The sequence below is a fragment of the Pseudomonas sp. BJP69 genome (assembly GCF_007633355.1).
GTDB lineage: Bacteria > Pseudomonadota > Gammaproteobacteria > Pseudomonadales > Pseudomonadaceae > Aquipseudomonas > Aquipseudomonas juntendi.
Genome location: NZ_CP041933.1, coordinates 2,338,608 through 2,364,520, shown reverse-complemented (window position 1 = coordinate 2,364,520; position 25,913 = coordinate 2,338,608). Strand labels below are relative to the sequence as shown.

At 64.5% G+C, this 25,913-nt stretch carries 24 protein-coding genes and 1 riboswitch; of the genes, 9 read left to right on the top strand and 15 right to left on the bottom strand.

The annotated features are described in order from the left end of the window. Positions 1 to 693 (bottom strand): tRNA (adenine(22)-N(1))-methyltransferase TrmK, encoded by a 693-nt coding sequence (locus FPB55_RS10900; RefSeq protein WP_054904768.1) that lies wholly within the window; start codon positions 691 to 693, stop codon positions 1 to 3. Between the two features lie 136 nt (positions 694 to 829). Here FPB55_RS10900 and FPB55_RS10895 point away from each other — a divergent pair, with 136 nt between their 5' ends. Continuing rightward, complete coding sequence (locus tag FPB55_RS10895; protein ID WP_115294026.1) at positions 830 to 1,210, top strand: RidA family protein; 381 nt, start codon at positions 830 to 832, stop codon at positions 1,208 to 1,210. Between the two features lie 123 nt (positions 1,211 to 1,333). After that, positions 1,334 to 3,334 (top strand): U32 family peptidase, encoded by a 2,001-nt coding sequence (locus FPB55_RS10890; protein WP_029887226.1) that lies wholly within the window; start codon positions 1,334 to 1,336, stop codon positions 3,332 to 3,334. A gap of 47 nt (positions 3,335 to 3,381) precedes the next feature. Here FPB55_RS10890 and FPB55_RS10885 read toward each other — a convergent pair whose 3' ends face one another. Then, positions 3,382 to 4,707, bottom strand: coding sequence for a sigma-54 dependent transcriptional regulator (locus FPB55_RS10885; RefSeq protein WP_009686704.1), 1,326 nt, complete (start codon positions 4,705 to 4,707; stop codon positions 3,382 to 3,384). Between the two features lie 340 nt (positions 4,708 to 5,047). On the opposite strand from FPB55_RS10885, the gene FPB55_RS10880 reads away from it, so the two are divergent. Next, the gene (locus FPB55_RS10880) at positions 5,048 to 5,314 is read left to right on the top strand and encodes a hypothetical protein (RefSeq protein WP_009686703.1); all 267 of its coding nucleotides are present in this window, start codon (positions 5,048 to 5,050) and stop codon (positions 5,312 to 5,314) included. Between the two features lie 106 nt (positions 5,315 to 5,420). Here FPB55_RS10880 and FPB55_RS10875 read toward each other — a convergent pair whose 3' ends face one another. From FPB55_RS10875 to cobW, 4 genes are all read right to left on the bottom strand, one after another. Then, a complete protein-coding gene (locus tag FPB55_RS10875) occupies positions 5,421 to 5,999 on the bottom strand; it encodes a VWA domain-containing protein (protein WP_054913473.1) in 579 nt (192 codons plus the stop codon). Between the two features lie 89 nt (positions 6,000 to 6,088). After that, entirely contained in the window at positions 6,089 to 7,099 is a 1,011-nt protein-coding gene (locus FPB55_RS10870; protein WP_009686701.1) for an AAA family ATPase, read from the bottom strand. 1 nt (position 7,100) lies between these two features. Continuing rightward, the gene (gene cobN, locus FPB55_RS10865) at positions 7,101 to 10,862 is read right to left on the bottom strand and encodes a cobaltochelatase subunit CobN (protein WP_144188140.1); all 3,762 of its coding nucleotides are present in this window, start codon (positions 10,860 to 10,862) and stop codon (positions 7,101 to 7,103) included. Positions 10,863 to 10,865: 3 nt separating this feature from the next. Continuing rightward, positions 10,866 to 11,933, bottom strand: a complete 1,068-nt coding sequence (gene cobW / locus FPB55_RS10860; RefSeq protein ID WP_009686698.1) for a cobalamin biosynthesis protein CobW — start codon at positions 11,931 to 11,933, stop codon at positions 10,866 to 10,868. A 99-nt stretch (positions 11,934 to 12,032) separates the two neighbouring features. Further along, positions 12,033 to 12,246, bottom strand: a riboswitch (cobalamin riboswitch). Positions 12,247 to 12,726: 480 nt separating this feature from the next. On the opposite strand from cobW, the gene FPB55_RS10855 reads away from it, so the two are divergent. From FPB55_RS10855 to FPB55_RS10845, 3 genes are all read left to right on the top strand, one after another. Further along, a complete protein-coding gene (locus FPB55_RS10855; protein ID WP_009686697.1) occupies positions 12,727 to 13,746 on the top strand; it encodes a branched-chain amino acid aminotransferase in 1,020 nt (339 codons plus the stop codon). A gap of 229 nt (positions 13,747 to 13,975) precedes the next feature. Next, a complete protein-coding gene (locus FPB55_RS10850; RefSeq protein WP_009686696.1) occupies positions 13,976 to 14,227 on the top strand; it encodes a hypothetical protein in 252 nt (83 codons plus the stop codon). 81 nt (positions 14,228 to 14,308) lie between these two features. Continuing rightward, on the top strand, positions 14,309 to 15,028 hold the full coding sequence (locus FPB55_RS10845; protein WP_009686695.1) for a TorF family putative porin: 720 nt from the start codon (positions 14,309 to 14,311) through the stop codon (positions 15,026 to 15,028). Here FPB55_RS10845 and FPB55_RS10840 read toward each other — a convergent pair. Then, a complete protein-coding gene (locus FPB55_RS10840) occupies positions 15,003 to 15,917 on the bottom strand; it encodes a DMT family transporter (protein WP_009686694.1) in 915 nt (304 codons plus the stop codon). The genes FPB55_RS10845 and FPB55_RS10840 overlap by 26 nt on opposite strands. Before the next feature lie 140 nt (positions 15,918 to 16,057). On the opposite strand from FPB55_RS10840, the gene FPB55_RS10835 reads away from it, so the two are divergent. Next, positions 16,058 to 16,369 carry a hypothetical protein gene (locus tag FPB55_RS10835; RefSeq protein ID WP_009686693.1) on the top strand — a complete coding sequence of 104 codons (312 nt, stop codon included), beginning with the start codon at positions 16,058 to 16,060 and terminating at the stop codon, positions 16,367 to 16,369. A 72-nt stretch (positions 16,370 to 16,441) separates the two neighbouring features. Here the strand turns inward: FPB55_RS10835 and FPB55_RS10830 are convergent, their stop codons facing one another. Further along, positions 16,442 to 16,654: a PLDc N-terminal domain-containing protein gene (locus tag FPB55_RS10830; protein ID WP_009686692.1), complete on the bottom strand. Its 213-nt coding sequence runs from the start codon at positions 16,652 to 16,654 to the stop codon at positions 16,442 to 16,444. Positions 16,655 to 16,743: 89 nt separating this feature from the next. Next, positions 16,744 to 17,214: a hypothetical protein gene (locus tag FPB55_RS10825; RefSeq protein ID WP_009686691.1), complete on the bottom strand. Its 471-nt coding sequence runs from the start codon at positions 17,212 to 17,214 to the stop codon at positions 16,744 to 16,746. Between the two features lie 181 nt (positions 17,215 to 17,395). Here FPB55_RS10825 and FPB55_RS10820 point away from each other — a divergent pair, with 181 nt between their 5' ends. Then, positions 17,396 to 18,403 (top strand): GlxA family transcriptional regulator, encoded by a 1,008-nt coding sequence (locus FPB55_RS10820; protein WP_009686690.1) that lies wholly within the window; start codon positions 17,396 to 17,398, stop codon positions 18,401 to 18,403. 16 nt (positions 18,404 to 18,419) lie between these two features. Here FPB55_RS10820 and FPB55_RS10815 read toward each other — a convergent pair whose 3' ends face one another. Both FPB55_RS10815 and FPB55_RS10810 read right to left on the bottom strand, forming a co-directional pair. Continuing rightward, entirely contained in the window at positions 18,420 to 19,103 is a 684-nt protein-coding gene (locus tag FPB55_RS10815) for a TetR/AcrR family transcriptional regulator (RefSeq protein ID WP_029886484.1), read from the bottom strand. Positions 19,104 to 19,180: 77 nt separating this feature from the next. Continuing rightward, complete coding sequence (locus FPB55_RS10810) at positions 19,181 to 20,059, bottom strand: hypothetical protein (protein WP_144188138.1); 879 nt, start codon at positions 20,057 to 20,059, stop codon at positions 19,181 to 19,183. 240 nt (positions 20,060 to 20,299) lie between these two features. Here FPB55_RS10810 and FPB55_RS10800 point away from each other — a divergent pair, with 240 nt between their 5' ends. Then, entirely contained in the window at positions 20,300 to 21,136 is an 837-nt protein-coding gene (locus tag FPB55_RS10800; protein WP_029886486.1) for a bifunctional allantoicase/(S)-ureidoglycine aminohydrolase, read from the top strand. Positions 21,137 to 21,234: 98 nt separating this feature from the next. Here FPB55_RS10800 and sodC read toward each other — a convergent pair whose 3' ends face one another. The 4 genes from sodC to pobA form a co-directional block, all read right to left on the bottom strand. Continuing rightward, positions 21,235 to 21,750: a superoxide dismutase family protein gene (sodC, locus tag FPB55_RS10795; protein WP_009686686.1), complete on the bottom strand. Its 516-nt coding sequence runs from the start codon at positions 21,748 to 21,750 to the stop codon at positions 21,235 to 21,237. Positions 21,751 to 21,863: 113 nt separating this feature from the next. Continuing rightward, positions 21,864 to 22,745, bottom strand: a complete 882-nt coding sequence (locus FPB55_RS10790) for a LysR substrate-binding domain-containing protein (protein ID WP_009686685.1) — start codon at positions 22,743 to 22,745, stop codon at positions 21,864 to 21,866. A gap of 69 nt (positions 22,746 to 22,814) precedes the next feature. Next, a complete protein-coding gene (ggt, locus tag FPB55_RS10785) occupies positions 22,815 to 24,605 on the bottom strand; it encodes a gamma-glutamyltransferase (protein ID WP_144188136.1) in 1,791 nt (596 codons plus the stop codon). 115 nt (positions 24,606 to 24,720) lie between these two features. Next, on the bottom strand, positions 24,721 to 25,908 hold the full coding sequence (gene pobA, locus FPB55_RS10780) for a 4-hydroxybenzoate 3-monooxygenase (RefSeq protein WP_054912693.1): 1,188 nt from the start codon (positions 25,906 to 25,908) through the stop codon (positions 24,721 to 24,723). Positions 25,909 to 25,913 lie beyond the last annotated feature (5 nt).

Here is a 25,913-nt window from a genome sequence, read left to right as displayed (position 1 = left end):
TCAGGCCAGCAGCTGCGTTATCCAGCCTACCTGCTGGTTGAAGTCGTCTATCTTCGCTTGCGGCACTGCGCCCCGTGCCCGCTGGAAATTGGCCAGGGTGTGCTGCTTCTGGCGCAGCATGCGCTGCCATTTACCCAGGAACGCCGCGCTTTTTTCCTGCATCAGCAACGGCCCGAAGTACAGCTGTTGAGCGGTGTACACCGCCCTGCCCGGCTCGGCAACGATGATCTCGTAGTCGAAACGGTTTTCCCGCAGCAGTTCCTCGTGGACGATCCGGTAGCCATTGCCGGCCAGCCACTGGCGTAGTTCGCGCTCACCGCCGTTGGGCTGCAGTACCAGGCGGGTGACGCCGGCCAGGCGCTGCGGGCCTGCCTGCAGGATGGCGCACATGGTGTCGCCGCCCATGCCGCACAGGCTGACCACCGTGATACGGTCCTGTGGCTCGATGGCTGCCAAGCCATCGGCCAGGCGCACGGCCACAGAGGCCTCCAGGCCGTTGCGGCTCACCGTGCGTTGGGCCGAGGCGAACGGCACCTGCGCCACCTCACCGGCCACCCCGGCCTCGATCACCCCGCGCAGCATCAACGCCACCGGCAGGAAGCCGTGGTCCGAGCCAATGTCGGCCAGGCGCGCGCCCTGCGGCACATAGGCAGCCACGCGCTCCAGGCGCCGGGACAAAGTCTGTTCGTTCAACGTAAACCTCTGGTCTGGCAATCGGCCGCGATTCTGCCGGTGAACGCCGCGCTTTACAAACGCCGGGGTGCGCTCGACCGGTGCGTTGCGCTCGCGTAGGCTTGCCGTTTCCTTCCGTTGCAAGGCAAACCACACCATGGCTCAAGCAGACATCATCTATACCCCCGACCCGGACGCCGACTCGATTTCTTCCGACGTCGCCGAGTACAACGGCGTGCTGGTCACCACCCAGATCCCGACCCGTGCCGACGGCAGCCTGGAGCTGGGTGACATCGTCGCGCAAAGCGAGTGCACCCTGCAGGCCTTGAAAGTGGCGCTGGAAAAAGCCGGCAGCGGCATGGACCGCGTGCTGCACCTGACCATCTACCTGACCGACATGGCCGACCGCGCGGCATTCAACGAAGTGTACCAGCGCTTCTTCAGCAAACCCTGGCCGGTACGTGCCGCCGTTGGGGTGGCCGCCCTGGCTTTCGACGGGATGCGCGTCGAAGTGACGGCGATGGCCGCCAAGCGCTGACCGACCGTCGTTGCCGCCCCCTCGCACCCTGGCTGCACACCTTCGGGCAGCCCAAGGGTGCCGCCAGCCCGTTTCGCCGCTACAATGCGCGCCTAACCCGTGACAGCCCGAAAATACAACGACATGTCCCTTCCAAAGAACCAGCTGGAACTGCTCAGCCCTGCGCGTGACGTGGCCATCGCCCGTGAGGCGATCCTGCACGGCGCTGATGCCATCTACATCGGCGGCCCAAGCTTCGGCGCGCGCCACAATGCCTGCAACGAAGTCAGCGACATTGCCGAACTGGTCGAGTTCGCCCATCGGTACCATGCGCGCGTGTTCACCACCATCAACACCATCCTCCACGACAACGAGCTGGAGCCGGCGCGCAAGCTGATCCACCAGTTGCATGACGCCGGTGTCGATGCACTGATCGTGCAGGACCTGGGGGTGATGGAGCTGGACATCCCGCCAATCGAGCTGCACGCCAGCACCCAGACCGACATTCGCACCCTGGAGCGGGCGAAATTCCTCGACCAGGCCGGTTTCTCGCAACTGGTGCTGGCCCGCGAGCTGAATTTGCAGCAAATCCGCAGCATCGCCGCCGAAACCGACGCGGCCATCGAGTTCTTCATCCATGGTGCACTGTGCGTGGCATTTTCCGGCCAGTGCAACATCTCCCACGCGCAAACCGGGCGCAGCGCCAACCGTGGCGACTGCTCGCAGGCCTGCCGCCTGCCCTATACCCTCAAGGACGACCAGGGCCGCGTGGTCGCGTTCGAGAAACACCTGCTGTCGATGAAAGACAACAACCAGACCGCCAACCTGGCCGACCTGGTCGATGCCGGCGTGCGCTCGTTCAAGATCGAAGGGCGTTACAAGGACATGGGCTATGTGAAGAACATCACGGCCCACTACCGCAAGGAACTGGACGCCATCCTGGAAGGCCGCCCGCACTATGCCCGCGCTTCCAGCGGGCGCACCGAGCACTTCTTCCTGCCCGACCCGGACAAGACCTTCCACCGCGGCAGCACCGACTACTTCGTCACCGACCGCAAGGTCGATATCGGCGCGTTCGACTCGCCAACCTTCACCGGCCTGCCGGTGGGCGTGGTGGAAAAGGTCGGCAAGCGCGACCTGCACGTGGTGACCGACGTGCCGTTGACCAACGGCGACGGCCTGAATGTGCTGGTCAAACGCGAAGTGCTGGGTTTTCGCGCCAACATCGCCGAGCCCCGCGGCGAGTTTGAAGAAGACGGCCAAACACGCTACCGCTACCGCGTCGAGCCCAATGAAATGCCCGAAGGGCTGCACAAGCTGCGCCCCAACCACCCGTTGTCGCGCAACCTGGACCACAACTGGCAACAGGCCCTGCAGCGCACGTCCTCCGAACGCCGGGTGGGCGTGGAGTGGCACGCGGTGCTGCGCGAGCAACGCCTGCTGCTGACCCTGAGCAGCGAGGAAGGGGTCAGTGTGCAGGTAGCCCTGGAGGGCCCGTTCGGCGTCGCCAACAAGCCCCAGCAGGCACTGGAGCAACTGCACGACCTGCTCGGCCAGCTGGGTACCACTATGTACCACGCCGACCGTATCGAGCTGGACGCCCCGCAGGCGTACTTCATCCCCAACTCGCAGCTCAAGGCCCTGCGCCGCGAGGCCATCGAGGCACTGACCGCCGCGCGGGTACAGGCCCACCCACGCGGCGCGCGCAAGGCCGAGACCACGCCGCCGCCGGTGTACCCCGAGTCGCACCTGTCGTTCCTGGCCAACGTGTACAACCAGAAGGCTCGCGACTTCTACCACCGCCATGGCGTGCAACTGATCGACGCCGCCTACGAGGCCCATGAAGAGCACGGCGAGGTGCCGGTGATGATCACCAAGCACTGCCTGCGTTTCAGCTTCAACCTGTGCCCCAAGCAGGCCAAGGGTGTCACCGGCGTACGCACCAAGGTCGCGCCCATGCAGCTGATTCAGGGCGACGAGGTACTGACGCTGAAATTCGACTGCAAGCCGTGCGAGATGCATGTGATCGGCAAGATGAAGAGCCATATCATCGACCTGCCGACACCGGGCAGCGCGGTCGCACAAGTGGTTGGGCACATCAGCCCCGAAGACCTGCTCAAGACCATCCCGCGCGGGCCGCATTGAGGGGTTCGGCCCTGGGTGATGTTCGCCCAGGTGCCGTGGTGTAACGCTCAGCGTATCTGGTGCTTGTGCAACAAGCGGTAGAACGTCGGCCGCGAAACACCCAGCACCTTGGCAGCCATGCTCAGGTTGTCACTGTGCCGGTTGAGCACATCGCACAAGGCCTGGCGCTCGGCGCGGTGCTTGTATTCTTCCAGGGTGCCTAACGGCTGCTGCTCCTGGTCGTGCAACTGCAAGCCCAGGTCCTGCGCCTCGATCTGCCGCCCTTCGGCCAGCACCAGCCCGCGGCGTACGCGGTTGGCCAGCTCGCGAACGTTCCCCGGCCAGTCATGGTGGCCCATGGCTGCCAAGGCGTGTTCACTGAAGGAGCGCGGCCGGCGCCCGGTTTCCAGGCTGTAGAAATGGGCAAAATGGTTGGCCAGCATGGACAAGTCGCCGTGCCGGTCGCGCAGCGGTGCTGTCACCACCTGCAATACGTTCAGGCGGTAATACAGGTCTTCGCGAAAACGCCCCTGCTCAATGGCCCGTTCCAGGTCCACGTGGGTCGCCGCCAGCACCCGCACATCCACAGGTATTGGCTGGCTGCCGCCTACGCGCTCGATGTGCTTTTCCTGCAAAAAGCGCAGCAGGTTGGCCTGCAGTTCCAGCGGCAAGTCGCCAATTTCGTCCAGGAACAAGGTGCCGCCGTGGGCCGCTTCGATACGCCCGACCTTGCGCTGGTGCGCCCCGGTAAAAGCGCCTTTCTCGTGGCCGAACAATTCGGACTGGATCAAATGCTCAGGGATGGCGCCACAGTTGATGGCGATGAACGGCTGATCACTGCGCTGCGACTGGCGGTGCAGCGTGCGCGCCACCAGCTCCTTGCCAGTGCCGCTTTCACCGCGGATGAGCACAGGTGATTCGGTAGGCGCCAGTTTGCCCAGCAGCTTGCGCAGTTCGCGAATCGGCCGGCTGTCACCGAGCAATTCGTCGTTCGCGTCATCGACCTTGACCGCACCCTTGCCGCGCAGGCGCGCCATGCCGAACGCCCGGCCCAGGGTAACCTGCACCCGCGAGACGTCGAACGGCAAGGTGTGGAAGTCGAAAAACCACTCACAGACAAAGTCACCGAAGGCTGGCATGCGCAGTTGGTCGGCGCTCAGCACGGCGATCCACTCGGTGTTGCTGCGCTTGATCATGTCCTTGACCGCGTCCGGGTGCCGCAGGTGCGCGGCCTGCAAGCGCAGCAGGCCCACATCGCAGGGGTGGTCCAGTGCGGCGGCGAGCATGCAGCTGTCGACATCCCAGCCGGCGTTGCGCAGGCCCGGCAATAGGCGGTGGCAATCGTCGCAGGGGTCGACGATCAGCAAACGGCGTTGCGCGGCAGGCTGTTGCATGACCGATCCTTGGCGCCATTGTTTGATTTTTTTAAAGTAAAACAGCAAGTTGTGGCGCCCGTTTAACAGTAGCAACGAAGTTGACACTGCCCAGTACCGTCCGTCTGCCGACGCATTTTTTTACAAACGCCCACGGGAATTTTCGCACTTTAACGACATCACATGGCGGCGCAGGGAATAACGAAGATTGCCCTGGCAAAAAATTTATTCGCAATGTGTGACTTGCTACCGCACAGCGAGCATCAGTACACATAACCCCGCGCTGCACTTCGCGCACCTGAGGCGACTTTTAAGCAACGCGGACTTACTTCGCTGTTTGGGACCATAGAGAGACCGAACCATGAATGCCCCGCTCCGTGTCAACGAAGCACTGCTGATTGCCGACCACGCCTTCGAACCCTTCCAGTGCGTAGCCTGGGATGCCCCCAATGGCACTGGTGAACTCAGCCTGGCAGTGATCGACCGGACCAACACCCGCATTGGCGCCAAGCAGGTGTCTTCGCGCATCTACTCCGACCCCGCGCAGTGGGCCAGCCTGATCGAGGAAGTGCGCGCCGAATTGTGCGAAAAAGGTTACGACCTGCAACCGTGGTCGATGCCTAAATAATACCGGCGCCTATAACAAGTGCGTGCAGCGCCACGCACTTGTGCAACTTTCATCGTGCAGGCCTGACAACTTTGTCACTTGCGACATTGTGCCGCAGTGCTCCTGTTCAATACGCGAGCTTGAAGTGGTGCAAGTGCTGATAATCCGCCTGCAATTGCTCGGCCAGGCGCTGGGCACGCCCTAGCCGTACCGGCGCCAGTTCCATGTCGACCAACAGCGTGGCACAAGGCATGGGTTGGACCGTGTTGCTGTGCTGCACGCGCCCATCGGTAAACACCAGGCAGCGCAGCACTTCTTGCGGGTGTGCCCGCTGGCGTGCCTGCAGCCAATGCCGGGCCTGCTCCAGGGCTGCGAACAGTGGCGTGCCCCCGCCAGCCCCCAACGCCTGTAGCCATGGCTGCAAGGCCGCCGACGCCTTGAGGCCATGGCGCTGCCACTGCGGCATGCGCCCGCTGGCCGTGAGCAGCGCCAGGCGAGCACGCTGGCGATAAGCCTGATCGAACAGTGCTGCCAACACCCCCTTGGTTTGCGCCAGGGCCTGGTGGCGGCGGGTTGAAGCCGACGCATCGACGATCACCAGCCACAGTTCGGCAGGCCTGGCCCGGCGTTGCTGCCAGCACAGGTCCTGGCGCTGGCGTGGGCGCCCCTTGAGCAAGGTCGGCAGCCAGGCGACCCTACCTGCCACCGCGTCGCGTGCGCGCCCCCGGCTGGCACCGTGCTGCTTGCCTGCACCCGCCTTGGCATCCCCCCCTATGGCGTGTGGCTGGGGGGGGCTCAGGGCTTTTTTGCCCAGTTTGGCACCTCGCGACGGGCGCCACTGGCCACCGGCTGCGCGGGCAATGCACCCCAATCGCCCTGCCCGCCTTGTTCACCAGGGTTGCTGCCGGCCGGCTGTTCGGCCTGTTGCGGGGGGGCTGGCGGATTGGCCTGTGGCGCCACCCGGCGGCGATGGCGCAAGGCGAATTCGGCTACGGCCTCCACGTCGGTTTCTTCAATGGCTGCACCACCGCGCCAGGCACAGTGGGCGCGCGCCGCGCGCAGCCAGACCAGGTCGGCGCGCAAGCCATCCACGCCAGCAGCAAAACAGCGCTCGGTGATCCAGGCCAGTGCCTGGTCGTCCAGCGCAATGCCCGCCAGCACATGGCGCGCCGCCTGGCAGCGCTCGCGCAACTGCGCCTGCGCCTGCGCCCATTGCGCGCAAAAAGCCTGCGGGTCATGGTCGAAGGCCAGGCGCCGACGGATGATCTGCTGCCGGGCCGCAGGTTCGGGCAAACCTTCCAGGGCCACATTAAGGCCGAACCGGTCGAGCAACTGCGGGCGCAGTTCGCCTTCTTCCGGGTTCATGGTGCCGATCAGCACGAAGCGGGCGCTGTGGCGGTGCGAGATGCCGTCGCGCTCGACGCGGTTGGTACCGCTGGCGGCCACGTCAAGCAACAGGTCGACCAGGGTATCTGGCAGCAGGTTGACTTCATCCACATACAGCACGCCGCCATCGGCCTGGGCCAGCACCCCTGGGGAGAACTGAGCCTTGCCCTGGCCAAGCGCGGCGTCGAGGTCCAGGGTACCGACCAACCGTTCCTCACTGGCACCCAGCGGCAGGGTCACGAACGGGCCCTCACCCAGCAGGTCGGCCAGGCCACGGGCCAAGGTGCTCTTGGCCATGCCGCGCGGGCCTTCGATCAGCACGCCGCCGATTTTCGGGTCGATGGCCGTCAGGCACAGGGCCAGCTTCAGGTCCTCGGCACCCACCACGGCCACCAGCGGAAATTGTACGGGTTCACTCATGTCAAGCCTGTTCCTCGCCGTCGAGCAGTTGCTCCTCAAGCGCTTCGCGGTAGTCACCAGGCGCTTGCCACAGGCCACGTTGCTGGGCCTCAAGCAGTCGCTCGGTAAGGTCACGCAAGGCCTCGGGGTTGTGCTCGCGCATGAAGTCGCGGGTGGCCGGGTCGAGCACATAGGCGTCGGCCAGCCCCTGGTAATGATGGTCGTCGATCAGGTGCGTGGTGGCGTCGAAGGCGAACAGGTTGTCCACCGTCGCCGCCATCTCGAAGGCGCCTTTGTAGCCATGTCGCTTGACCCCATCGATCCACTTGGGGTTCAGCGCACGGGCGCGGATCACCCGGTTCAGCTCTTCTTTCAAGGTGCGGATGCGCGGCCGGTCCACCTGGCTGTGGTCACCGTGGTAACTGGCCACGCCGGCCCCGCCCAGGGTTTCTGAAGTAGCCAGCATGCCACCCTGGAACTGGTAGTAGTCGTTGGAATCGAGCAGGTCGTGCTCGTGGTTGTCCTGGTTTTGCAACACCGCCTGGACCTTGGCCAGGCGCTGGGCGAACTGGGCGCGGGCCGGGGTGCCGTCATCGCTGCCGCCGTAGGCATAGCCGCCATGGTTGAGGTAGACCTCGGCCAGGTCTTCGCGGCTGTGCCACAGGCGGCCGTCGATGGCATTCTGCACCCCGGCACCGTAGGCGCCGGGTTTGGCCCCGAACACCCGCCAGCCAGCCTGCCGAGCGGCCTGTTCGGCGCTTGCACCCTGGGCCTGCAGCGCAGCGCGCTCGGAGCGTACACGGGCAGCCAAGGGGTTGAGGTCGTCGGGCTCGTCCAGCGCCGCCACCGCCTGCACCGCGGCATCGAACAGGCGGATCAGGTTGCCGAAGGCATCGCGGAAGAACCCGGAAACGCGCAAGGTCACGTCCACCCGAGGGCGGTCAAGCAAACTCAGCGGCAAGATCTCGAAGTCATCGACCCGTTGGCTACCGCTGGCCCACACCGGCCGCACGCCCATCAGCGCCATGGCCTGGGCGATGTCGTCGCCGCCGGTACGCATGGTAGCGGTACCCCACACTGAAAGGCCCAACTGGCGCAGGTGGTCGCCATGGTCCTGCAGGTGGCGTTCAAGAATCAGGTTGGCCGAGGCGAAGCCCAGGCGCCAGGCCGTGGTGGTAGGCAGGTTGCGCACGTCCACGGTATAGAAGTTACGGCCGGTGGGCAGCACATCGAGGCGGCCACGGCTGGGCGCACCACTGGGCCCTGCCGGCACGAAGCGCCCGGCCAGCGCCGCCAGCAAGCCCTGCATTTCTGCGCTGCCGCAGGCATCCAGGCCCGGCGCCACGTCCATGCACAGGGCTTGCAGCACCGCATGCACGGGGTGCCATGCGGCGCTGTCAGGTAGCTGTGCAGTGCCGGCCAGCGCCTGCTCGATCAGGTGTAGCGCCAACAGCTCCAGGCGCTCCCGTGTATCGCCACAGGTGCGCCATGCCTCGCTGGTTACCGCTTGCAACGGCTCGGGGCGGTCGCCCTGCCACGGCTGGCCGAGTTCGCAATCCAGCGGGTCGAAGCCGGGTACCAGCGCCTTGGCCAAGGTGCGTAGCAGGCTGGCATTGCCGCCTCGGCCGTCGCCGCGCTCGACCCTGAGCAACGCCAGCAGCGTATCCAGCCGCAGGCGCCCGGCAGGCGATTGGCCAAACACATGCAGGCCGTCGCGGATCTGCGACTCCTTGAGGTCGCACAGGTAAGTGTCCAGGCGCGGCAGCCATACGGCAGCATCGTCCAACTGCCCCTCCAGCTGCAGCTCGCGGTCGATATGGTTGGCCTTGACCAGTTCGAGGATGTCGCGCTGCAACTCGCGAGCCCGCCGAGGGTCGAGCAGTTGCGCTTCATAGAACTCGTCGGCCAGTTGCTCCAGGTGGCGCAACGGCCCGTAAGTCTCGGCACGGGTCAGCGGTGGCATGAGGTGGTCGATGATCACCGCCTGGGTACGGCGCTTGGCCTGGGCGCCCTCACCGGGGTCGTTGACGATGAACGGGTAGATGTTCGGCAGCGGGCCGAGCAAGGCGTCCGGCCAGCACTGCGCCGACAGCCCTACGCCCTTGCCTGGTAGCCATTCGAGGTTGCCGTGCTTGCCAACGTGTATCACCGCGTCGGCAGCGAAGGCATGGCGCAGCCAGAAGTGAAACGCCAGGTAACCATGTGGCGGCACCAGGTCGGGGTCGTGGTAGACCGCGCTGGGGTCCACCTGGTAGCCACGTGCCGGCTGGATGCCGACAAAGGTCAGGCCAAACCGCAGGCCGGCGACCATCAGCCGGCCACTGCGGAACATCGGGTCCTGCTGGGGTGGCCCCCACCGTTCCAGCACCGCCTGGCGGTTGGCTTCGGGCAGGCGCGCGAACGCAGCCTGGTAGTCGGCCAGGCTCAAGCTCTGGGCGCAAGGGCGCTGGTCGAGGTGGTCAAGGTCGTTGGTCACGCCACCGAGCAACTGCTGGATCAGCTGCGTGCCACTGCCCGGCAGGTCGGCCACCGGGTAGCCTTCGGCCTGCAATGCCGTGAGTATGTTCAGGGCCGCAGCGGGCGTATCCAGGCCAACGCCGTTGCCAATACGGCCATCCCGGGTCGGGTAGCTGGCCAGCACCAGGGCCACGCGCTTCTGCCCATTGGGCAGGCGCGCCAGCTCGACCCAACGGCGCGCCAGCTCGGCGACGAAGTCCATGCGTTCGGGGTGGGCGCGGTAGCACACCACGTCCGACTGGCTGCGCTCGCTGCGCCAGGCCATGTCCTTGAAACTGACCGGCCGGGTGATGATGCGCCCGTCCAGTTCGGGCAAGGCAATGTGCATGGCCAGGTCGCGCGCACCCAGGCCCTGTTCGCTGGCTTCCCAGCCGGGCTGGTTGTCCTGCGCGCAAATGGCCTGCAACACCGGGATATCACGGCGGAACGGGCGCAGGTTGGGGCGTTCGGGGCTGGACAGGGCAAAACCGGTGGTGTTGACCAGCACCTCGGCGCCGACCTCGTCCAGCCAGGCTTCGACCTGCTCCAGGCAGGCGCTTTCCTTCAGGCTGGCCACGGCGATCGGCAATGGATTCAGACCGGCCGCCTGCAGGCGCTGGCAGAACACGTCGATGAACGCGGTGTTGGCGGCTTGCAGGTGCGAGCGGTAGAACAGCAGCGGCGCTACCGGGTGTTCGGGGTGCCACTGCGGGTACCAGTCTTCCAGCGCCGCGCTGCCCTTTTGTGGGTGGTACACCGCCGTGCGCGGCAACGGCTGCGGCTCGTCCCAGGCATAGTCGCGGCCCAGCCACTGGCTGGCCAGGCAGTTGAACAGGTTGATGGCGTTGGCCTTGCCGCCTTGGCGCAGGTAGTGCCACAGGCGTTCGGCCTGCGCGCCGGTGACGTTGCCCAGGCTGGTCAGTTCCGGGTCCGGGCGGTCGTCGCCCGGCACCAGGATCAGCTGCACGCCACGGGCCGCCAGTTCGACCAGTTGTTCTACGCCATAGCGCCAATAACCGACGCCACCGTGCAGCGACACCAGAATGACCTTGGCATGGCGCAGCACCTGGTCAACGTACAGGTCGACCGAGGCATGGTTCTGCACCTGCATCGGGTTGGCCAGGCGCAGGCTGGGGAAGCCTGCGGGCAATTGCTCGGCCGTGTCGGCCAGCAACGCCAGGTGAGAATCGCCGCTGCAGAGTATCACCAGCTCGGCGGGTGTCTGGCCAAGGTCGGCGATGCTGTCATCCGGCACAAAGCCGCCGGGCTGGGTCCGCAGCAGGTGCATGGGTCAGGCGCCCAAGGCCTGGCGCAGGCGCGCTTCCAGCTGGGCCGCATCAAGGTCCTGGCCGATCAGCACCAGGCGGGTGATGCGCGGCTCGTCGGCACGCCAGGCACGATCGAAGTGCTTGTCGAAACGGGTACCCACGCCTTGCACCAGCAGGCGCATCGGCTTGCCCGGGATGGCAGCGAAGCCTTTGGCACGCAGGATGCCGAACTCCACCACCAGCTGGCTCAGGGCATCGAGCAGCAGGCTTTCGTCGGCTTCCGGCAGGTCGATGGAGATGGAGTCGAAGGCGTCGTGGTCATGATCGTCATGGTCGTCGCCGTCGTGGTGCGAGTCGTGGTGGGTACGGCGGCCATCGATGTGCGCCTCGGACTCGGCGCCCACGCCCAGCAGCACTTCCAGTGGCAGCTTGCCGCTGCTGGCTTCGACCACTTTCACCGCCGGCGGCAGTTCTTCGGCGACTTCGGCACGCACCTTGGCCAGGCCTTCGGCGTCGATCAAGTCAGCCTTGTTCAATACCACCAGGTCAGCGCTGGCGAGCTGGTCGGCGAACAGCTCGTGCAGGGGCGACTCGTGGTCCAGGTTGGGGTCCAGCTTGCGCTGCGCATCGACCTGGTCCGGGTAGGCGGCAAAGGTGCCGGCAGCCACCGCCGGGCTGTCGACCACGGTGATCACGGCGTCGACGGTGCAGGCGTTGCGGATCTCCGGCCACTGGAAGGCCTGCACCAACGGTTTGGGCAGGGCCAGGCCGCTGGTCTCGATCAGGATGTGGTCCAGGTCGCCACGGCGTGCCACCAGCTCGCGCATCACCGGGAAGAATTCTTCCTGCACGGTGCAGCACAAGCAGCCGTTGGCCAGCTCGTAAACACGGCCGGTGGCCTCTTCTTCAGTACAACCGATGCTGCATTGCTTGAGGATTTCGCCATCGATGCCCAGTTCGCCGAACTCGTTGACGATGACCGCGATGCGGCGGCCCTGGGCGTTGTCGAGCATGTGGCGCAGCAACGTGGTCTTGCCCGAGCCGAGAAAGCCGGTAACGATGGTAACGGGGAGCTTGGCCAGTGTTTTCATGTCGCAGTGCCCTTGGCAGTATGGCGCGGGCATGCAGGACGACAGCCACCGGCCAGGCCGGCCGGGCTTGTTCGCCACCGGATCACCCCGCCCGGTTGAAAGTCGAAAACGTGACGAGGCAGGTCTCCTGGCTTGCACCGTTCCAGTTGCCTGCCGCGGCAGCAGTCTGGCGGGATGACGCCTTCCCGCGCGTTGGCGCAGTGGCTGTGTCGATCCGTTGTCGGTGCTTACAGTTGCGGGGGCAGCCGCGGCTTGTACCGCGTTCCCGTCTTAGCTTCGGCCTGGCCGAAGAACCTCGAAGTGGCAAGGCTACGCAGTGGTTGGCGGGTGGTCAACCGTTGGCTCGCCTCGATTCTTTTAGCGCCTGTGAGATCGAGCGCCGCCCGCGCGGCGCATCGCGAGCTGCGCTCGCTCCTACGTTCGTTTCGGGCCAATTATGCCTGGGGGATTTGCGCGCGAACCCTTTGGCGCATGCCTCAATATCGCGTCGTATGAACCAGGCGGTCGCGCGCGCCTCTCACAGGCCTCACTGGCCCGAAACAAACGTAGGAGCGAGCGCAGCTCGCGATGCGCCGCGCGGGCGGCGCTCGATCTCACAGGCGCTGACAATATTGTGACAATCACCTTGCAGCCTCGATGCCGTCCCTGCGCCTGCAGCACCCGCAAATAATGCATCGCAGCCTGTCAATTCTTGACCGGCCGTTCCCGATCCGCCACGGATGTATTAAGGTGGCATGGTGCGCATATAACAGCAGCCCGAGCGATCGGGCATTAGCAAGACAATGAGGGTGTCATGAGCAACGAAAGCATTAATTGGGACAAGCTGGGTTTCGACTACATCAAGACCGACAAACGCTACCTGTCCGTATGGCGCAATGGCGAGTGGGACAAGGGCACCCTGACCGAAGACAACGTGCTGCACATCAGTGAAGGCTCCACCGCGCTGCACTATGGCCAGCAATGTTTCGAGGGCCTGAAGGCCTACCGCTGCAAGGATGGCTCCATCAACCTGTTCCGCCCGGACCAGAATGCCGCCCGCATGCAGCGCAGCTGCGCCCGCCTGCTGATGCCGCAGGTGCCGACCGATGTGTTCATCGAGGCGTGCAAGCAAGTGGTCAAGGCCAACGAAAAGTTCGTGCCACCGCATGGTAAAGGCGCCCTGTACCTGCGCCCGTTCGTGATCGGCACCGGCGACAACATTGGCGTGCGCACCGCCCCCGAGTTCATCTTCTCGGTTTTCGCCATTCCGGTTGGCTCGTACTTCAAGGGCGGCATGAAGCCGCACAACTTCCAGATCTCCAGCTTCGACCGTGCAGCACCGCAGGGCACCGGTGCCGCCAAGGTCGGTGGCAACTACGCTGCCAGCCTGCAGCCAGGTGCCGAAGCGAAGAAAGCCAACTTCGCCGACGCCATCTACCTCGACCCGCTGACCCACACCAAGATTGAAGAAGTCGGCTCGGCCAACTTCTTCGGCATTACCGCCAACAATGAGTTCGTCACGCCTAAATCGGCCTCGGTGCTGCCAGGCATCACCCGCCTGTCGCTGATGGAGCTGGCGCAATCGCGCCTGGGCCTGACCGTGGTCGAAGGTGACGTGGAAATCAGCAAGCTGGACCGCTTTGTCGAAGCCGGCGCCTGCGGTACTGCTGCGGTGATCACCCCGATTGGTGGCATCGAGTACAACGGCAAGCTGCACGTGTTCCACGACCTGGAGAAGGTCGGCCCGGTCACGCAGAAGCTCTACAACGAGCTGACCGGCATCCAGAGCGGTGATGTGGAAGCACCGGCTGGCTGGATCGTCAAAGTCGCCTGAAACGCTTTTGCGGTATAAAAACGGGGCATGCCATCGCTGGCATGCCCCGTTTTTCATGGATCGAGCCACCAGGCGGCAGCCTGCAAGGTTTGAGCTTCTGCGCGTCAATGGCCAGGGCGCCGTGCATCAATAGTCACTATCGAGAGGGGCAATTTCTACCAGACGCGACAACCACATAACCTAGCTCCATCGCCTCGCCACCTACACCCTTGGCCCCTGGAGCTACCTGATGAACACCCTGGCCCGCTTGCTGACTGCCACGTTTGCCCTGCTTACCCTCGCCATCAGCAGCGGCTGTGCCAGCCACCCTGAACTGCGCCCGTACAGCGCCGACGAAACCCGCCAGTTACAGCTGGAGGCCTTGCAGCGCCGCGGTCTGTCGCTGGACGACTATGAGCAGCAACGCCGGGTGATCCAGCGTGCCGGCAACCTGCCGGTGGTGACCGAGGCAGCCGATGCCGACCGTTCGACCAAAGGCTGAACCCGCCGCTACATGGTTTTCAGCGGCCGCTCGGGCAGGTATCCTTGAACGCTCTACCGTAAGCCCTCCAGGACGGTGACCATGTTCAGGCCCCTGCTGTTGCTGAGCATTGCCCTGCTGTTCAGCCCCCCTCTGCTGGCCCAGCAGATGAAGCGCCAACTGGGCGATTTCGACTTTACACTCGGCACCACCCCTTCCCGCAGCATGGCCCAAGGGTTGATTTCACCCACGGCGGTCGGCGCGTTTCATGGCGGCATGGATTTCAGCCACCCCAGTGGGCTGTACGTCGGCCAATATGCCCCGAGCATGGGGGTGACGGCCAACTCGACCCTGCGCCTGGACAGCTACATGGGCTACAAGCACCACTTCGACAGCACCTTGGGCTATGAAGTGGGGTTGATCCACTACAGCCAGCCAAACATCGCCGGCGCCGAGAGCGTAGCCCTGTATGGGGGAGTTTCGGTACTTGGCAGCCGGTTCGGCGGCGCACTGCGCGACAACCCCGACAACCGCACCGGTACGCTGTTCGCCGATTTTGGCCAACTGCCCTTGTTCGATGTCGACCTCACCGTCAAACTCGCCCATCACCGCCTGGGCACACCCTTCACCATCGGCGATGGCAGCCAGGTGAATGCCTTTTCCGACTGGTCGCTGGAACTGTCGCGCCCTTGGCTAGGCATCGACCTGAACCTGATCTACAGCAACTCGAGCCTCAGTGGCACCAGCTGTGACGCCTACTCAGGCATGAACACCTATTGCGACAGCGTGGTCACCCTCAAGGCCCAGCGCAGCTTTTTCTAGGCTTTGCCTGCAGGGCCTGGCGGCGCGGCGCCAGCGCCAGCGCAATACCGCCCAGCACTACCACACTGGCGAGCAACAAACGCAGCGATAACGGCTCACCGATCAGCGCAACCCCGCCCAACCCCGCCAGCACCGGCACACTCAGCTGCAGGGTCGCCGCCTGTTGCGCACTGACCTGCCGCACCACGCCATACCACACGGCATAACCGGCTCCGGAAGCCAGCACACCGGAGCCCAGGGCGAACAGCAAGCCACCGGCGCTAAGGTGTGGCCCGGCCCCCAGCCACAGCAGCGGTGCCAGCACCACCAGCCAGGGCAGGCTGCGGGCAAAGTTGCCGGCCGTGTCGGCCAGCGGCCTGGGCGACCCTCTGCCGAGCAAGGTGTACGCCCCCCAGGCGATGCCGGAAATAACCATCAGCAAGGCACTGCTGAACGGTGGCGCCGAAGCGCCTGGCAACAACAGCACCAGCAAGCCGGCGAAGGCGATCAGCATACCCAGCAGGCCCCGTGCGCTGATGCGTTCGCCTTTGCACCAGGCAAAGCCGAACATCGTGATCTGCACGGCACCGAAGAGCAGCAAGGCGCCCGCCCCGGCGCTCAGTTGCAGGTAGGCCGCTGAAAACAGGAAGGCATACAGGCACAAGGCCAGGCCTGCTCGCCAGGTGCCACCCATGCGCTGCGCCGGTCTGCGCAAGCGAATCAGCAACAACAGGAATACTGCACCGCTGGCCAGGCGCACCACGGTGAACGAGGCCGGGTCGATCGCCCCGTTCTTGAGGGCCAGGCGGCAGAACACCGAGTTGGCGGCAAATGCCACCAGGCTGAACAGCGCTGGCCAGAGCCAGGCACGAGCCTTATGCCCGGCAAGCGAGGTGGTGCCAGTGCTCATGGTGTGGGACTCGAGGTCAAGTAGGTCGTTTCCTACAAACAGATGAGATTGTTGAACACCTCGTTCGTTTTCACAACTTGCGCATGCCGGTAAGGTGCACGGCACGGCACGGACGCTTTAGCGCAACCAAGGACAAAACCATGAGCAAATTCGATTTTCAGTTGGCTTACACCGTCGAAGGGGATGAGGCAGATGCGGCGAAGGCACGTACGTACCTTCGCGAGAAAACCGGCCTGGAAACCGTCCAGCACATCGAGACCACCTTGCTTGGGGTGGTCACGCTCGAGGCCGCGACGCTTGCCGACCGCCAGAAGGATGCCGAGCGCGTATTCCACGCATTCATACACGATGCGTTGAAGGCGCTGGGCGTGCTGTCCACCGTGAAGTTCTACGGCTGCCTGATGGTGAACGGCCTCGGCCCCGCCATTCGCTTCAACGTGCTGCCCAAATGACCGCTGAGAAGTGACCGCTGGAAAGTGACCGCTGACGGTATCAGGCGCGCGAGCGCCTGATACCCGTGCCTGTCATTTTTCTTCGAGTACGGACCGGCCTTTGACGGCGCGCGGGCCGCGCCAGGCCCAGAACAACAAGCCGGGGATTGGCGCGTAGACGACGAACACCACCCACAACATCTTGCGTTCGGCGCGCCGCTCACTGCCGATGATGTTCCAGATGGCCCAGATTTCCATGAGGATGACCAAGGCTGCGACAATGATCCAGATCGTTCCGACTTCCATAAGCGCTCTCTCTTTGCCGTGTAATGGCTTGGGTTGTTATTGACGCTGAGGGTTCAGATTGTTTTGACCACTCCTGCAGGTAACGCACCTCACTGCTGCGGCGCACGCTCCAGCGCCGCCTTCAATGCCGCGGCATCGGTGAACGCCTGCTGGCTCACCAATCTGCCTTCTTGCAACTGCAACCACTGCACCTGCCCTGGCTGCCCGGGGTACCGGCTGGCTACCCGCCCTTCCCGGTCGAGCAGCACCCTATAGCTGTAACCGCGCATGGCCGGGATGGCGAACAGCTTGCTGACCAACGCAGGCATGCGCTGGATGTCGGCGACGAATACGGCCTTGCGTGCTTCCAGGTAGTCTTTGGGCGCGTCGGCCAGTGCAGCCTTGACCAACTTGGCGCCGTCCATGTCGCGCGCCACCAGTAGTACCTGGGTGTCCGCGCTCAGGGTGTAGGCCTTGTCATGCTGGTCAAGCAACGTGAAGGGCGCGAGCGGTTCGCCCGGCTCCATGGCCGTGGCCAGCAATGGCAACAAGCTGAGCAACAAGGCAGCGGCGTATTTCATCGATAGGTTCCTCAAGGGCCAGGCGTTTCATGCAAGCGCCTATGGCAAAGCATAGTGGGAAAGTCTGCAGCCATACAGGTTGCCTGAACACGACCTGTAATACGACACCGCCACCGGGGAGATTGTCTTTCCTCCAGCCACCGGCCACACTCTGCGAGCCAGCCAGCAAGCGGAGTTCAGAGTGCCCACGCCACGCCAGTTCAGCAAGAAGACCAGTACCAGCAACATGCTGCGGCTCAAGGCCAGCAGCGCCGACGCCCAGGCCCCTTATCAAGTCGATTTCGTGCTGCTCGAACACTTCTCCATGGCCAGTTTCACCGTGGCCATGGACGTGCTGGTCACGGCCAACCTGCTGCGTACCGACAGCTTCAGTTTCACCCCGCTGTCGCTGGACGGCGACCGCGTGCTCAGCGACCTTGGGCTGGAACTGGTGGCCACCGAATTGTCCCCCCAGGCGTTGCAGTCACCAGACCTGCTGGTCATCTGCGGGGGCTTGCGTACGCCGCTGAAATACCCGGTACTCGACCGCTTGCTGAGTGATTGCGCGGCCCATGGCATGGCCTTGGGTGGCTTGTGGAACGGCGCCTGGTTCCTGGGGCGCGCCGGGGTGCTGGATGACTATGGCTGCAGCGTTCACCCCGAGCAGCGTGCCAGTTTGTCCGAGCGCAGCCCGCAAACCCGCATTACTCCGGCCAGCTTCACCCTCGACCGTGACCGGCTCAGTGCCGCCAGCCCGAACGGCGCCATGGAACTGATGCTGGGGCTGGTGCGGCGCTTGTATGGTGACGGCCTGGCCGAAGGCGTGGAAGAAATTCTGTCGTTCTCAGGCGCCCGTTACCGCCAGGTCGGGCCGGGGGCCAAGAAGTCCATGAGCCTGCACCTGCGTACCATTGTCGAACTGATGGAGAACAACCTCGAAGAAACCCTCAGCCTCGACCAGCTGGCCGCCTACAGCGGGCGTTCACGGCGGCAGATCGACCGGTTGTTCCAGGCCCAGCTGGGCACATCGCCGCGGCGTTACTACATGGAGCTGCGCATTACCAAAAGCCGCAGGCTGCTGCAGTATTCCGACCTGTCGGTGATGGAAGTGGCGGTGGCTTGCGGCTTTGTTTCGGTGTCACATTTCAGCAAATGCTATGCGGCGTATTTTGGCTACCCGCCCTCGCGTGAGCAGCGGTTGGGCGACTGAGCAGGCTGGCGCAGCGTCAGGGGCGCTGCCCAACCTGAATGTAGCGCAGCACCGCATCACAGATCATCGCCTTGTGCCGCAGCTTGACCTGGTCATCCGACAGGTCTATCTGGAAGATCTCGCCAAAGGTATGCCGGTTGGACACCCGGTAAAAACAGAACGAGCTCATCAGCATGTGCAGGTCGATCACCTCGATACCGCTGCGGAACACCCCTTCTTCTACCCCGCGGCGCAGCGTGTTGCCCAAGGCTTCGAGCACCAGGCTGCTCATTTCGCGAATAGCCGGGGACTGCTTGACGTATTCGCCGTAGTGGATGTTTTCGGTGCAGATGATCCGCACGAAGTCGACATTGCGGTCGTGGTGGTCGAAGGTGAACTCCACCAGCCTGCGGATCGCCTGGTCGGCCGGCAGCGACTCCAGGTCCAGGCTTTGCTCGGTCTTGCGAATATCGCCGTATAGCTTGACCAGGCACTCGCAATACAACTGCTCCTTGCTGCCGAAGTAGTAGTAGATCATGCGCTTGGACGTAGCCGTGCGTTCAGCGATGGCGTCTACGCGAGCCCCGGCCAGCCCTTGCTGAACGAATTCGTGGATGGCGGCCTGGAGGATATCCTCGCGGGTTTTCTCGGGGTTGTTCTTGCGCGTTCTGCGCCCCCCTTCGGTTTCAGGCTGGCCAAGGCCGACTACGGAATCACTCATACCCACTCACAGGCTGTTTATTGGAATGTGGGGGATTATCCGTGAGCACGGCCGTGCAGGGAAGCTCGCTGTTGCGGCTAGCGCTGGGCCGTGACCGGCTCTGCTGGCGGCGTCAGGTGCAAGACACGGTCGCGTCCGCCCTCGGCCAGCAGGTAACCGCCCTTGCCGTCGGCGATGATGGCCTGGGGCGCCTTGAGAAACGTCAGCACCGTGTGCTGGCTGCCGTCGGCAGCGATGCGCAGCAGCCGGGCGCGGTGCGTGTTGTCCTCGCTGATCCACAGGCCACGCTGGTCACAGTACAGGAACGTGGGGTTGCGCAAACCGTCGACCACCACCGGGTCGTTGCCATCGGCGGACAGGGCGCGCACGATGCCCTTGGCTTTTTCGGTGAACAACAGGTCGCCCCGACAGCGTGTCAGCCCTTCGGTTTCTGTCAGGCCGGAACGCAGCACGTCCAGTTGCCCGCTCTGCCAGTCGTAGCGCATGAGGCGGCCGTTACCTTTGCGGTCTTCGATGGCATACAGGTGCTTGCCGTCGTTCCACAGCCCTTGCACGCTGTCGCCATTGAACAACGGCGTGACCTCGCCATCGCGGGCCAGGCTGACGGGCGCGGCACCGCCCTCCTGGCTGAATACCCAACCGCCCTGGGCCGCGACCATGCCGTCGGGTTTGGACAGGTTATCAATGACTACCACCCGGGCGCCGTCGGCGGCGATCTTGAGGATGCTGCCGCGGCCGTCGTCCAGCTCGCGGCTGACCAGCAGGCTGCCATCGGCTTGCGGCAGCAGTGACGCGGCCTTGGTCACGTCACTGTGCAGCACACCGACTTTCCAACCTGCCGCGGCCTGCACCGGATAGAAGCTTTGCCAGGCGAAAAAGCCCAATGTGGCCACGAGCAGGCCAGTGGTGGCGGTGAAGACGATTCGGGTGCTGCGCTTGCGCAGGATAGACGGCATAAGGGGGGGGCTCCTTGGAAATGCCGGGGGATCCTAACAAGGGAATGTGAAAAATATGTCGGAATTATCTGCTCAGCAGCCCCTGCGAGCGAACGCGCATTCAGCGATCGAATCCTGGGTATTCCAACATTTAATTTGTGCATGGCGCGCGCTCGACCCTATTCTGTCGCCACATCCCCTGCGCCGCACCGGCCGGTGCGGTTCACGGCACGGGGAGAGAACAACAAGTCGAGATTGTCCATGTCGAACCATTCGTACTTCGCCCCCCACGGTGGGCACCCGGCTCAAACCGAGCTGCTGACTGACCGTGCCATGTTCACCGAAGCCTACGCCGTCATCCCCAAAGGCGTGATGCGTGACATCGTCACCAGCCACTTGCCATTCTGGGACAAGATGCGCATGTGGGTCATCGCCCGCCCACTGACCGGTTTTGCCGAGACTTTCTCGCAGTACATCGTCGAAGTGGCCCCGGAAGGCGGCAGTGAACGCCCTGAGCTGGACCCTGATGCCGAGGCCGTGGTGTTCATCGTCGAAGGCGAACTGGACATCACCGTCGAAGGCAAGCACCACACCCTGGTGCCAGGCGGCTACGCGTTCCTGGCGCCAGGCGCCGAGTGGAGCCTGCGCAACAACAGCAAAGCCAATGTCACCTTCCACTGGCTGCGCAAGCACTACCAGAAAGTCGAGGGCCTGGACGCACCTGAGTCGTTCGTGACCCACCGTGACAACGCCACCGTCATTGAAATGCCGGGCACCGAAGGCCGCTGGGTCACTACCCGCTTCGTCGACATGGCCGACATGCGTCACGACATGCATGTGAACATCGTCACCTTCCAGCCCGGCGGCGTGATCCCGTTCGCGGAAACCCACGTGATGGAGCATGGCCTGTACGTGCTGGAAGGCAAGGCGGTGTACCGCCTGAACCAGGACTGGGTCGAAGTGGAAGCCGGCGACTTCATGTGGCTGCGCGCCTTCTGCCCGCAAGCCTGCTACGCAGGTGGCCCAGGCAAGTTCAGCTACCTGCTGTACAAGGACGTGAACCGTCACGTGCACCTGACGCTGAACCCCAAGCGCTGAGGCACCGGGGCGCATGGCGCCCTCCCGACACAAGGCCGCCCCCGCAGGTTTGCGTGAACCTGCAGGGGCGGCCTTGTTTCAGGCGCACGGGCAAGCGTTTACTGCACGACCCCGCAGGCCACCCGGGCTCCACCGCCACCCAGCTTCTCGGGGTGGTCGCTGTGGTTGTCACCGCCGGCGTGCACCATCAGTGCATGGCCTTTGAAATCGGTGGCCTTCAGCCGCGGCGCGAGGACCGGATAGGTGGCCTTGCCATCGGCCCCCACATACAGCGCCGGCAAGTCGCCACGATGACCACTGTCATCATAGGGGCCTTTGTGGGCGTTGCTGGAATCCGGGTCCCAGTGCCCGCCCGCAGCACCCGCTGGCACAGGCTTGCCGCCTTCTTGCGCCGGTGCGCACGAGGCGTTCTGGTGGAGGTGGAAGCCGTGCACACCTGGCGGCAGGTCCTTCAGGTCGGGGGTTAGCAACGTGCCATATTTGTTCTGCTCGATGCTGATAGTGCCAATGGACTTGCCAGGGCCGTCGGGGCCGGCCAGCTTGAGTTCGACCGTTTCGGCCGCCTGGGCCAACCCGGCGCTGGCCAGTAAAGCGACAAATGCAGCTGTTTTCATAGTGCGTCTCCATGGCTTGGGTTGCTGGGCGTACTGCCCACGTTAACGGTGGGACTGCACGGCCCTGCCAGACATTCCATCGCGCCACAGCCTGAAACACTTTTCTCGTTGGGCTAGATGCCACCCCCGGCCAGCAATTGAGTCATCACCTCGGCCAAGGCCTTGACCATGATGTCAGCGGTCGGCCGGTGCACAATGACGATTTCATAGCTATCGATCTCCGGCAGCCCCTGCCCCTCGCCCAGCACCCGGTGCTCGCCTGTCGCCGCGCGCGGCGGGAGCAAACTGACGCCCATGCCATCGGCCACGGCCGCCTGGATGCCACTGAGGCTGGAACTGGTGAAGCTGATACGCCAGCGCCGGCCCATGCCCTCGATGGCATTGATCATGTCTTCGCGGTACAGGCCGCGTGGCGGAAAGGTCACAAGCGGAATCGGGTCCAGCTCGAACGCCGGCGCGCGGGCACTGTCGATCCACTGCAGGCGCTCTGGCCAGCATGCCACGCCCTCGCGGGTGTTGCGCCGCTGCTTGAGCAGCACCAGGTCGAGCTCACCGTTGTCGTAGGCCTGGCTGAGGTCGCGGCACAGGCCGCTGGTCACCTCCAGCTTTACCTGCGGGTGAAGGCGGCTGAACGCCGCCAGCGCATTGGTGGTCCGCCCGCCGACGAAGTCTTCCGGCACACCCAGGCGCACGGTGGTGCCGACCATGGCCCCGGCCAAGGCTTCGAGCATCTGGTCGTTCAGCGCCAGCATATGCCGGGCATAGCCCAGCAGGGTCTGCCCGGCGTCGGTTGGCAGCACGTCGCGGTTGCCGCGTACCAGTAACCGGTGGCCAACCATGTCCTCCAGGCGGCGAACCTTCTGGCTGATGGTCGACTGGGTGGAATGCAGGCGCGCGGCCGCGGTGGTGAAACTGCCGCAGTCGGCCACCACCACCGTGGCGCGCAACAGGTCAAGGTCGAACAGGGCCCTATTCGATTTCGCGCTATTGGACATCTTGGTATTCAACTAATGAATGACAAGACAGACTTCTATCACGCAATCCCAGGCCCTGCAACGCCCCGATCAGTCGCCGAGGGCGACCCCTTCGCGCCGCGGATCGGCCCCTCCGGCCCAGCCGTCAGCCGTGCGCTGGATGATCTGCATGCCGCTGGTCATGGTCATCGGCGTGACCTCGTGGCCCCAGGCCGCCAACTGGCGGACCAGTGCCGGGCTGGCCAGCCCTGCCTCCACTTCCGTGCCGGCATTGCGGCTGCCGAAATTGGGCAGGCCGGCAGCCTGCTGCGGGTCCAGTTGCCAATCCAGCAGTCCGAGCAGTGCCTTGTTCACGTAACCGATGATCTGTGAGCCCCCCGGCGAACCCAGGCTGGCCACCAGCTCCCCGCTAGCGCGGGAAAATACCAGGGTCGGCGCCATGGCCGACAGCGGCCGCTTGCCAGGTTGTACCCGGTTGGCCACAGGCCGGCCACGCTCCTGCGCGATGAACGAAAAGTCGGTCAGGGTGTTGTTGAGCAGGAAGCCCCTGACCATCACGTGCGCGCCGAACGCGGCCTCGACCGAGGTGGTCATGGCCAGGGCATGACCGCTGTCATCTACTGCGCTCAGGTGCGAGGTAGAAATGCGCAGGGGCGAGCGGTCTGGTGCCAGGGCCAGGTCGACACCAGGCGGCTGGCCTGGGCGCGCACGCCTCATGCTGTGTGCCCCGATCAAGGCGGCGCGGCTGGCCAGGTAGGCCGGGTGGGTGAGGGCCTTGACCGGCACGGGCACATAATCGCTGTCTGCCAGGTACTGGGCGCGGTCGGCATAGGCCAGGCGCTCGGCCTCAGCGACCAGGTGCACGGCCATTGGCGCTGCTTCAATACCCGCTGGGGATGAAGTGGGCTGCGGCCGCAACCCAGCCAGGTCATGCGCAGGCACGGCCCGTTGAGCGGCTTCAAGGATGCCCAGGGTCTGCAACACCGTTACCCCGCCGGAAGACGGCGGCGGCACGCCGCAAATTTGCCAGGCCTTGTAGGGGCCGCATACCGGCTCGCGCTCCCTGGCCTGGTACAGCTGCAAGTCCTGCAGCGACAGGTAACCGGGATTGGCATGGCTGCGCACCTGGGTCACGATGGCCTGGGCAATCTCACCGCTATAGAACACATCGGCGCCGTGCGCAGCGATCAGCTCCAGGGTTTGGGCAAGCGCCGGGTTGCGCAGGGTAGCCCCCACTGGCAAGGGCCTGCCCTGTTCATCCAGAAAATAACGCGCCATGGCCGGTGACTGGGCAATGAACGGGTCACCGGCTATCAACGTGTGCAAGCGCGGGGAAACCGCAAAGCCGCTGCGGGCCAACGCGATGGCCGGCGCAAACAGGTCGCGCCAGGGCAGCTTGCCATAGCGCTGGTGGGCCACCTGCAACGCCCGCAGCACACCCGGCACCCCCACCGAGCGGCCACCGATCTGCGCCTGGCGGAACGGCATCGGCTCACCATCGGCCTGCAGGAACAGTTGTTCCGTGACCCCCGCCGGGGCTGCCTCGCGGCCGTCGAATGCCTGCACGCGCTCGCCATCCCAATACAGGATGAAAGCCCCACCGCCAATGCCACTGGACTGCGGCTCGACCAGGGTCAGCACCATTTGCATGGCGATGGCAGCGTCGATGGCGCTGCCACCGGCCCGCAGTATCGCCCGCCCCGCTTCGCTGGCCAGCGGGTTGGCAGCGGCCACCATGTGCCGGCTGGCGTGCACCGGCTGCAGGCCGGTGCGGTACCCGGAAGCCAGTTCCGGTGCAACTGGCAGCGCCTGGTCGGCCTTCGTCGCCCCGCTGGCAGCCAGCAGCCACAGGGCCACGAGCAGTGGCTTGGAAAATGTCATCGCGTGCTTCCTGCTTCACCCATTCAGCCCGCCACTGTGGTTCATGGCTAAACCCGAGTTCAAGCTTTTGCGCGATTTTCCTGGCTCCCGGCCTCGTCAGCGGGAGGCGGCAGCCTCAAACCACCTCTTCGAACGGCAGGCCCACATAGTTTTCGGCAATGTTCAGCAAACCTGCCGGCGAGGTCAGGAAGTACTCGCGATCAGCCTCTTGCATCTTCTGGTCCCAGGCGTCCTTGTGGCTGCCGAAGTCGTGCAGCAGTTGGGTCATGAACCAGCTGAAACGCTCGCCCTTCCATACCCGGCGCAGGGCCAGGGGCGAATACTGCTGCAACAGCTCGGTACGCCCCTCGCGGTACACCTTGAGCAGAATCCGGTACAGGTAGTTGACGTCCGAGGCTGCCAGGTTCAACCCCTTGGCCCCGGTGGGCGGCACGATATGCGCGGCATCGCCGACCAGGAACAGGTGGCCATACTGCATCGGTTCCACCACCAGGCTGCGCAGCGGCGCGATGCTCTTCTCCAGGGCCGGGCCTGTGACCAGGTCCGCTGCCACCTCGGCAGGCAAACGCGCTTTCAGTTCGGCCCAGAAGCGCTCGTCGGGCCACTCCTCGACACGGTCTTGCAGCGGCACTTGCAGGTAGTAGCGACTGCGGGTTTGCGAACGTTGGCTACACAGCGCGAAACCGCGGGCGTGGTGGGCATAGATCAGTTCATGGTTGACCGGCGGTGTATCCGCCAGCAGGCCCAGCCAGCCGAAGGGGTATACCCGTTCGTATTGTTTGAGCACACCCTCGGGAATGCTCTGCCGGGAAACCCCATGGAAGCCGTCACACCCAGCAATGTAATCGCAATCCAGGCGCTGGACCTGACCGTCTTTTTCAAAGGTCAGGTAGGGCTTCTCGCCCTTGAGCTCATGCGGCTGAACATTGCTGGCCGAATAGAAGATGGGGGCCCCGCTGGCTTCACGGGCCTGCATCAGGTCACGGGTAACTTCGGTCTGGCCATAGACCATCACCGTCTTGCCGCCGGTCAGGGCCTTGAGATCCAGGCGCTGGCGGCGCCCGCCAACCAGCAGCTCGACACCTTCGTGCACCAGGCCTTCGCGGTCCATACGTTCGGCCACACCGGCCTCGCGCAGCAGGTCGACCGTGCCCTGCTCCAGCACCCCGGCGCGGATGCGGCCCAGCACGTACTCGGCGGTCTGGCGCTCGACGATCACCGTGTCGATACCGGCGTTATGCAGCAGTTGACCCAGCAGCAGGCCCGACGGGCCCGCGCCAATGATTGCAACCTGAGTTTTCATTGTTG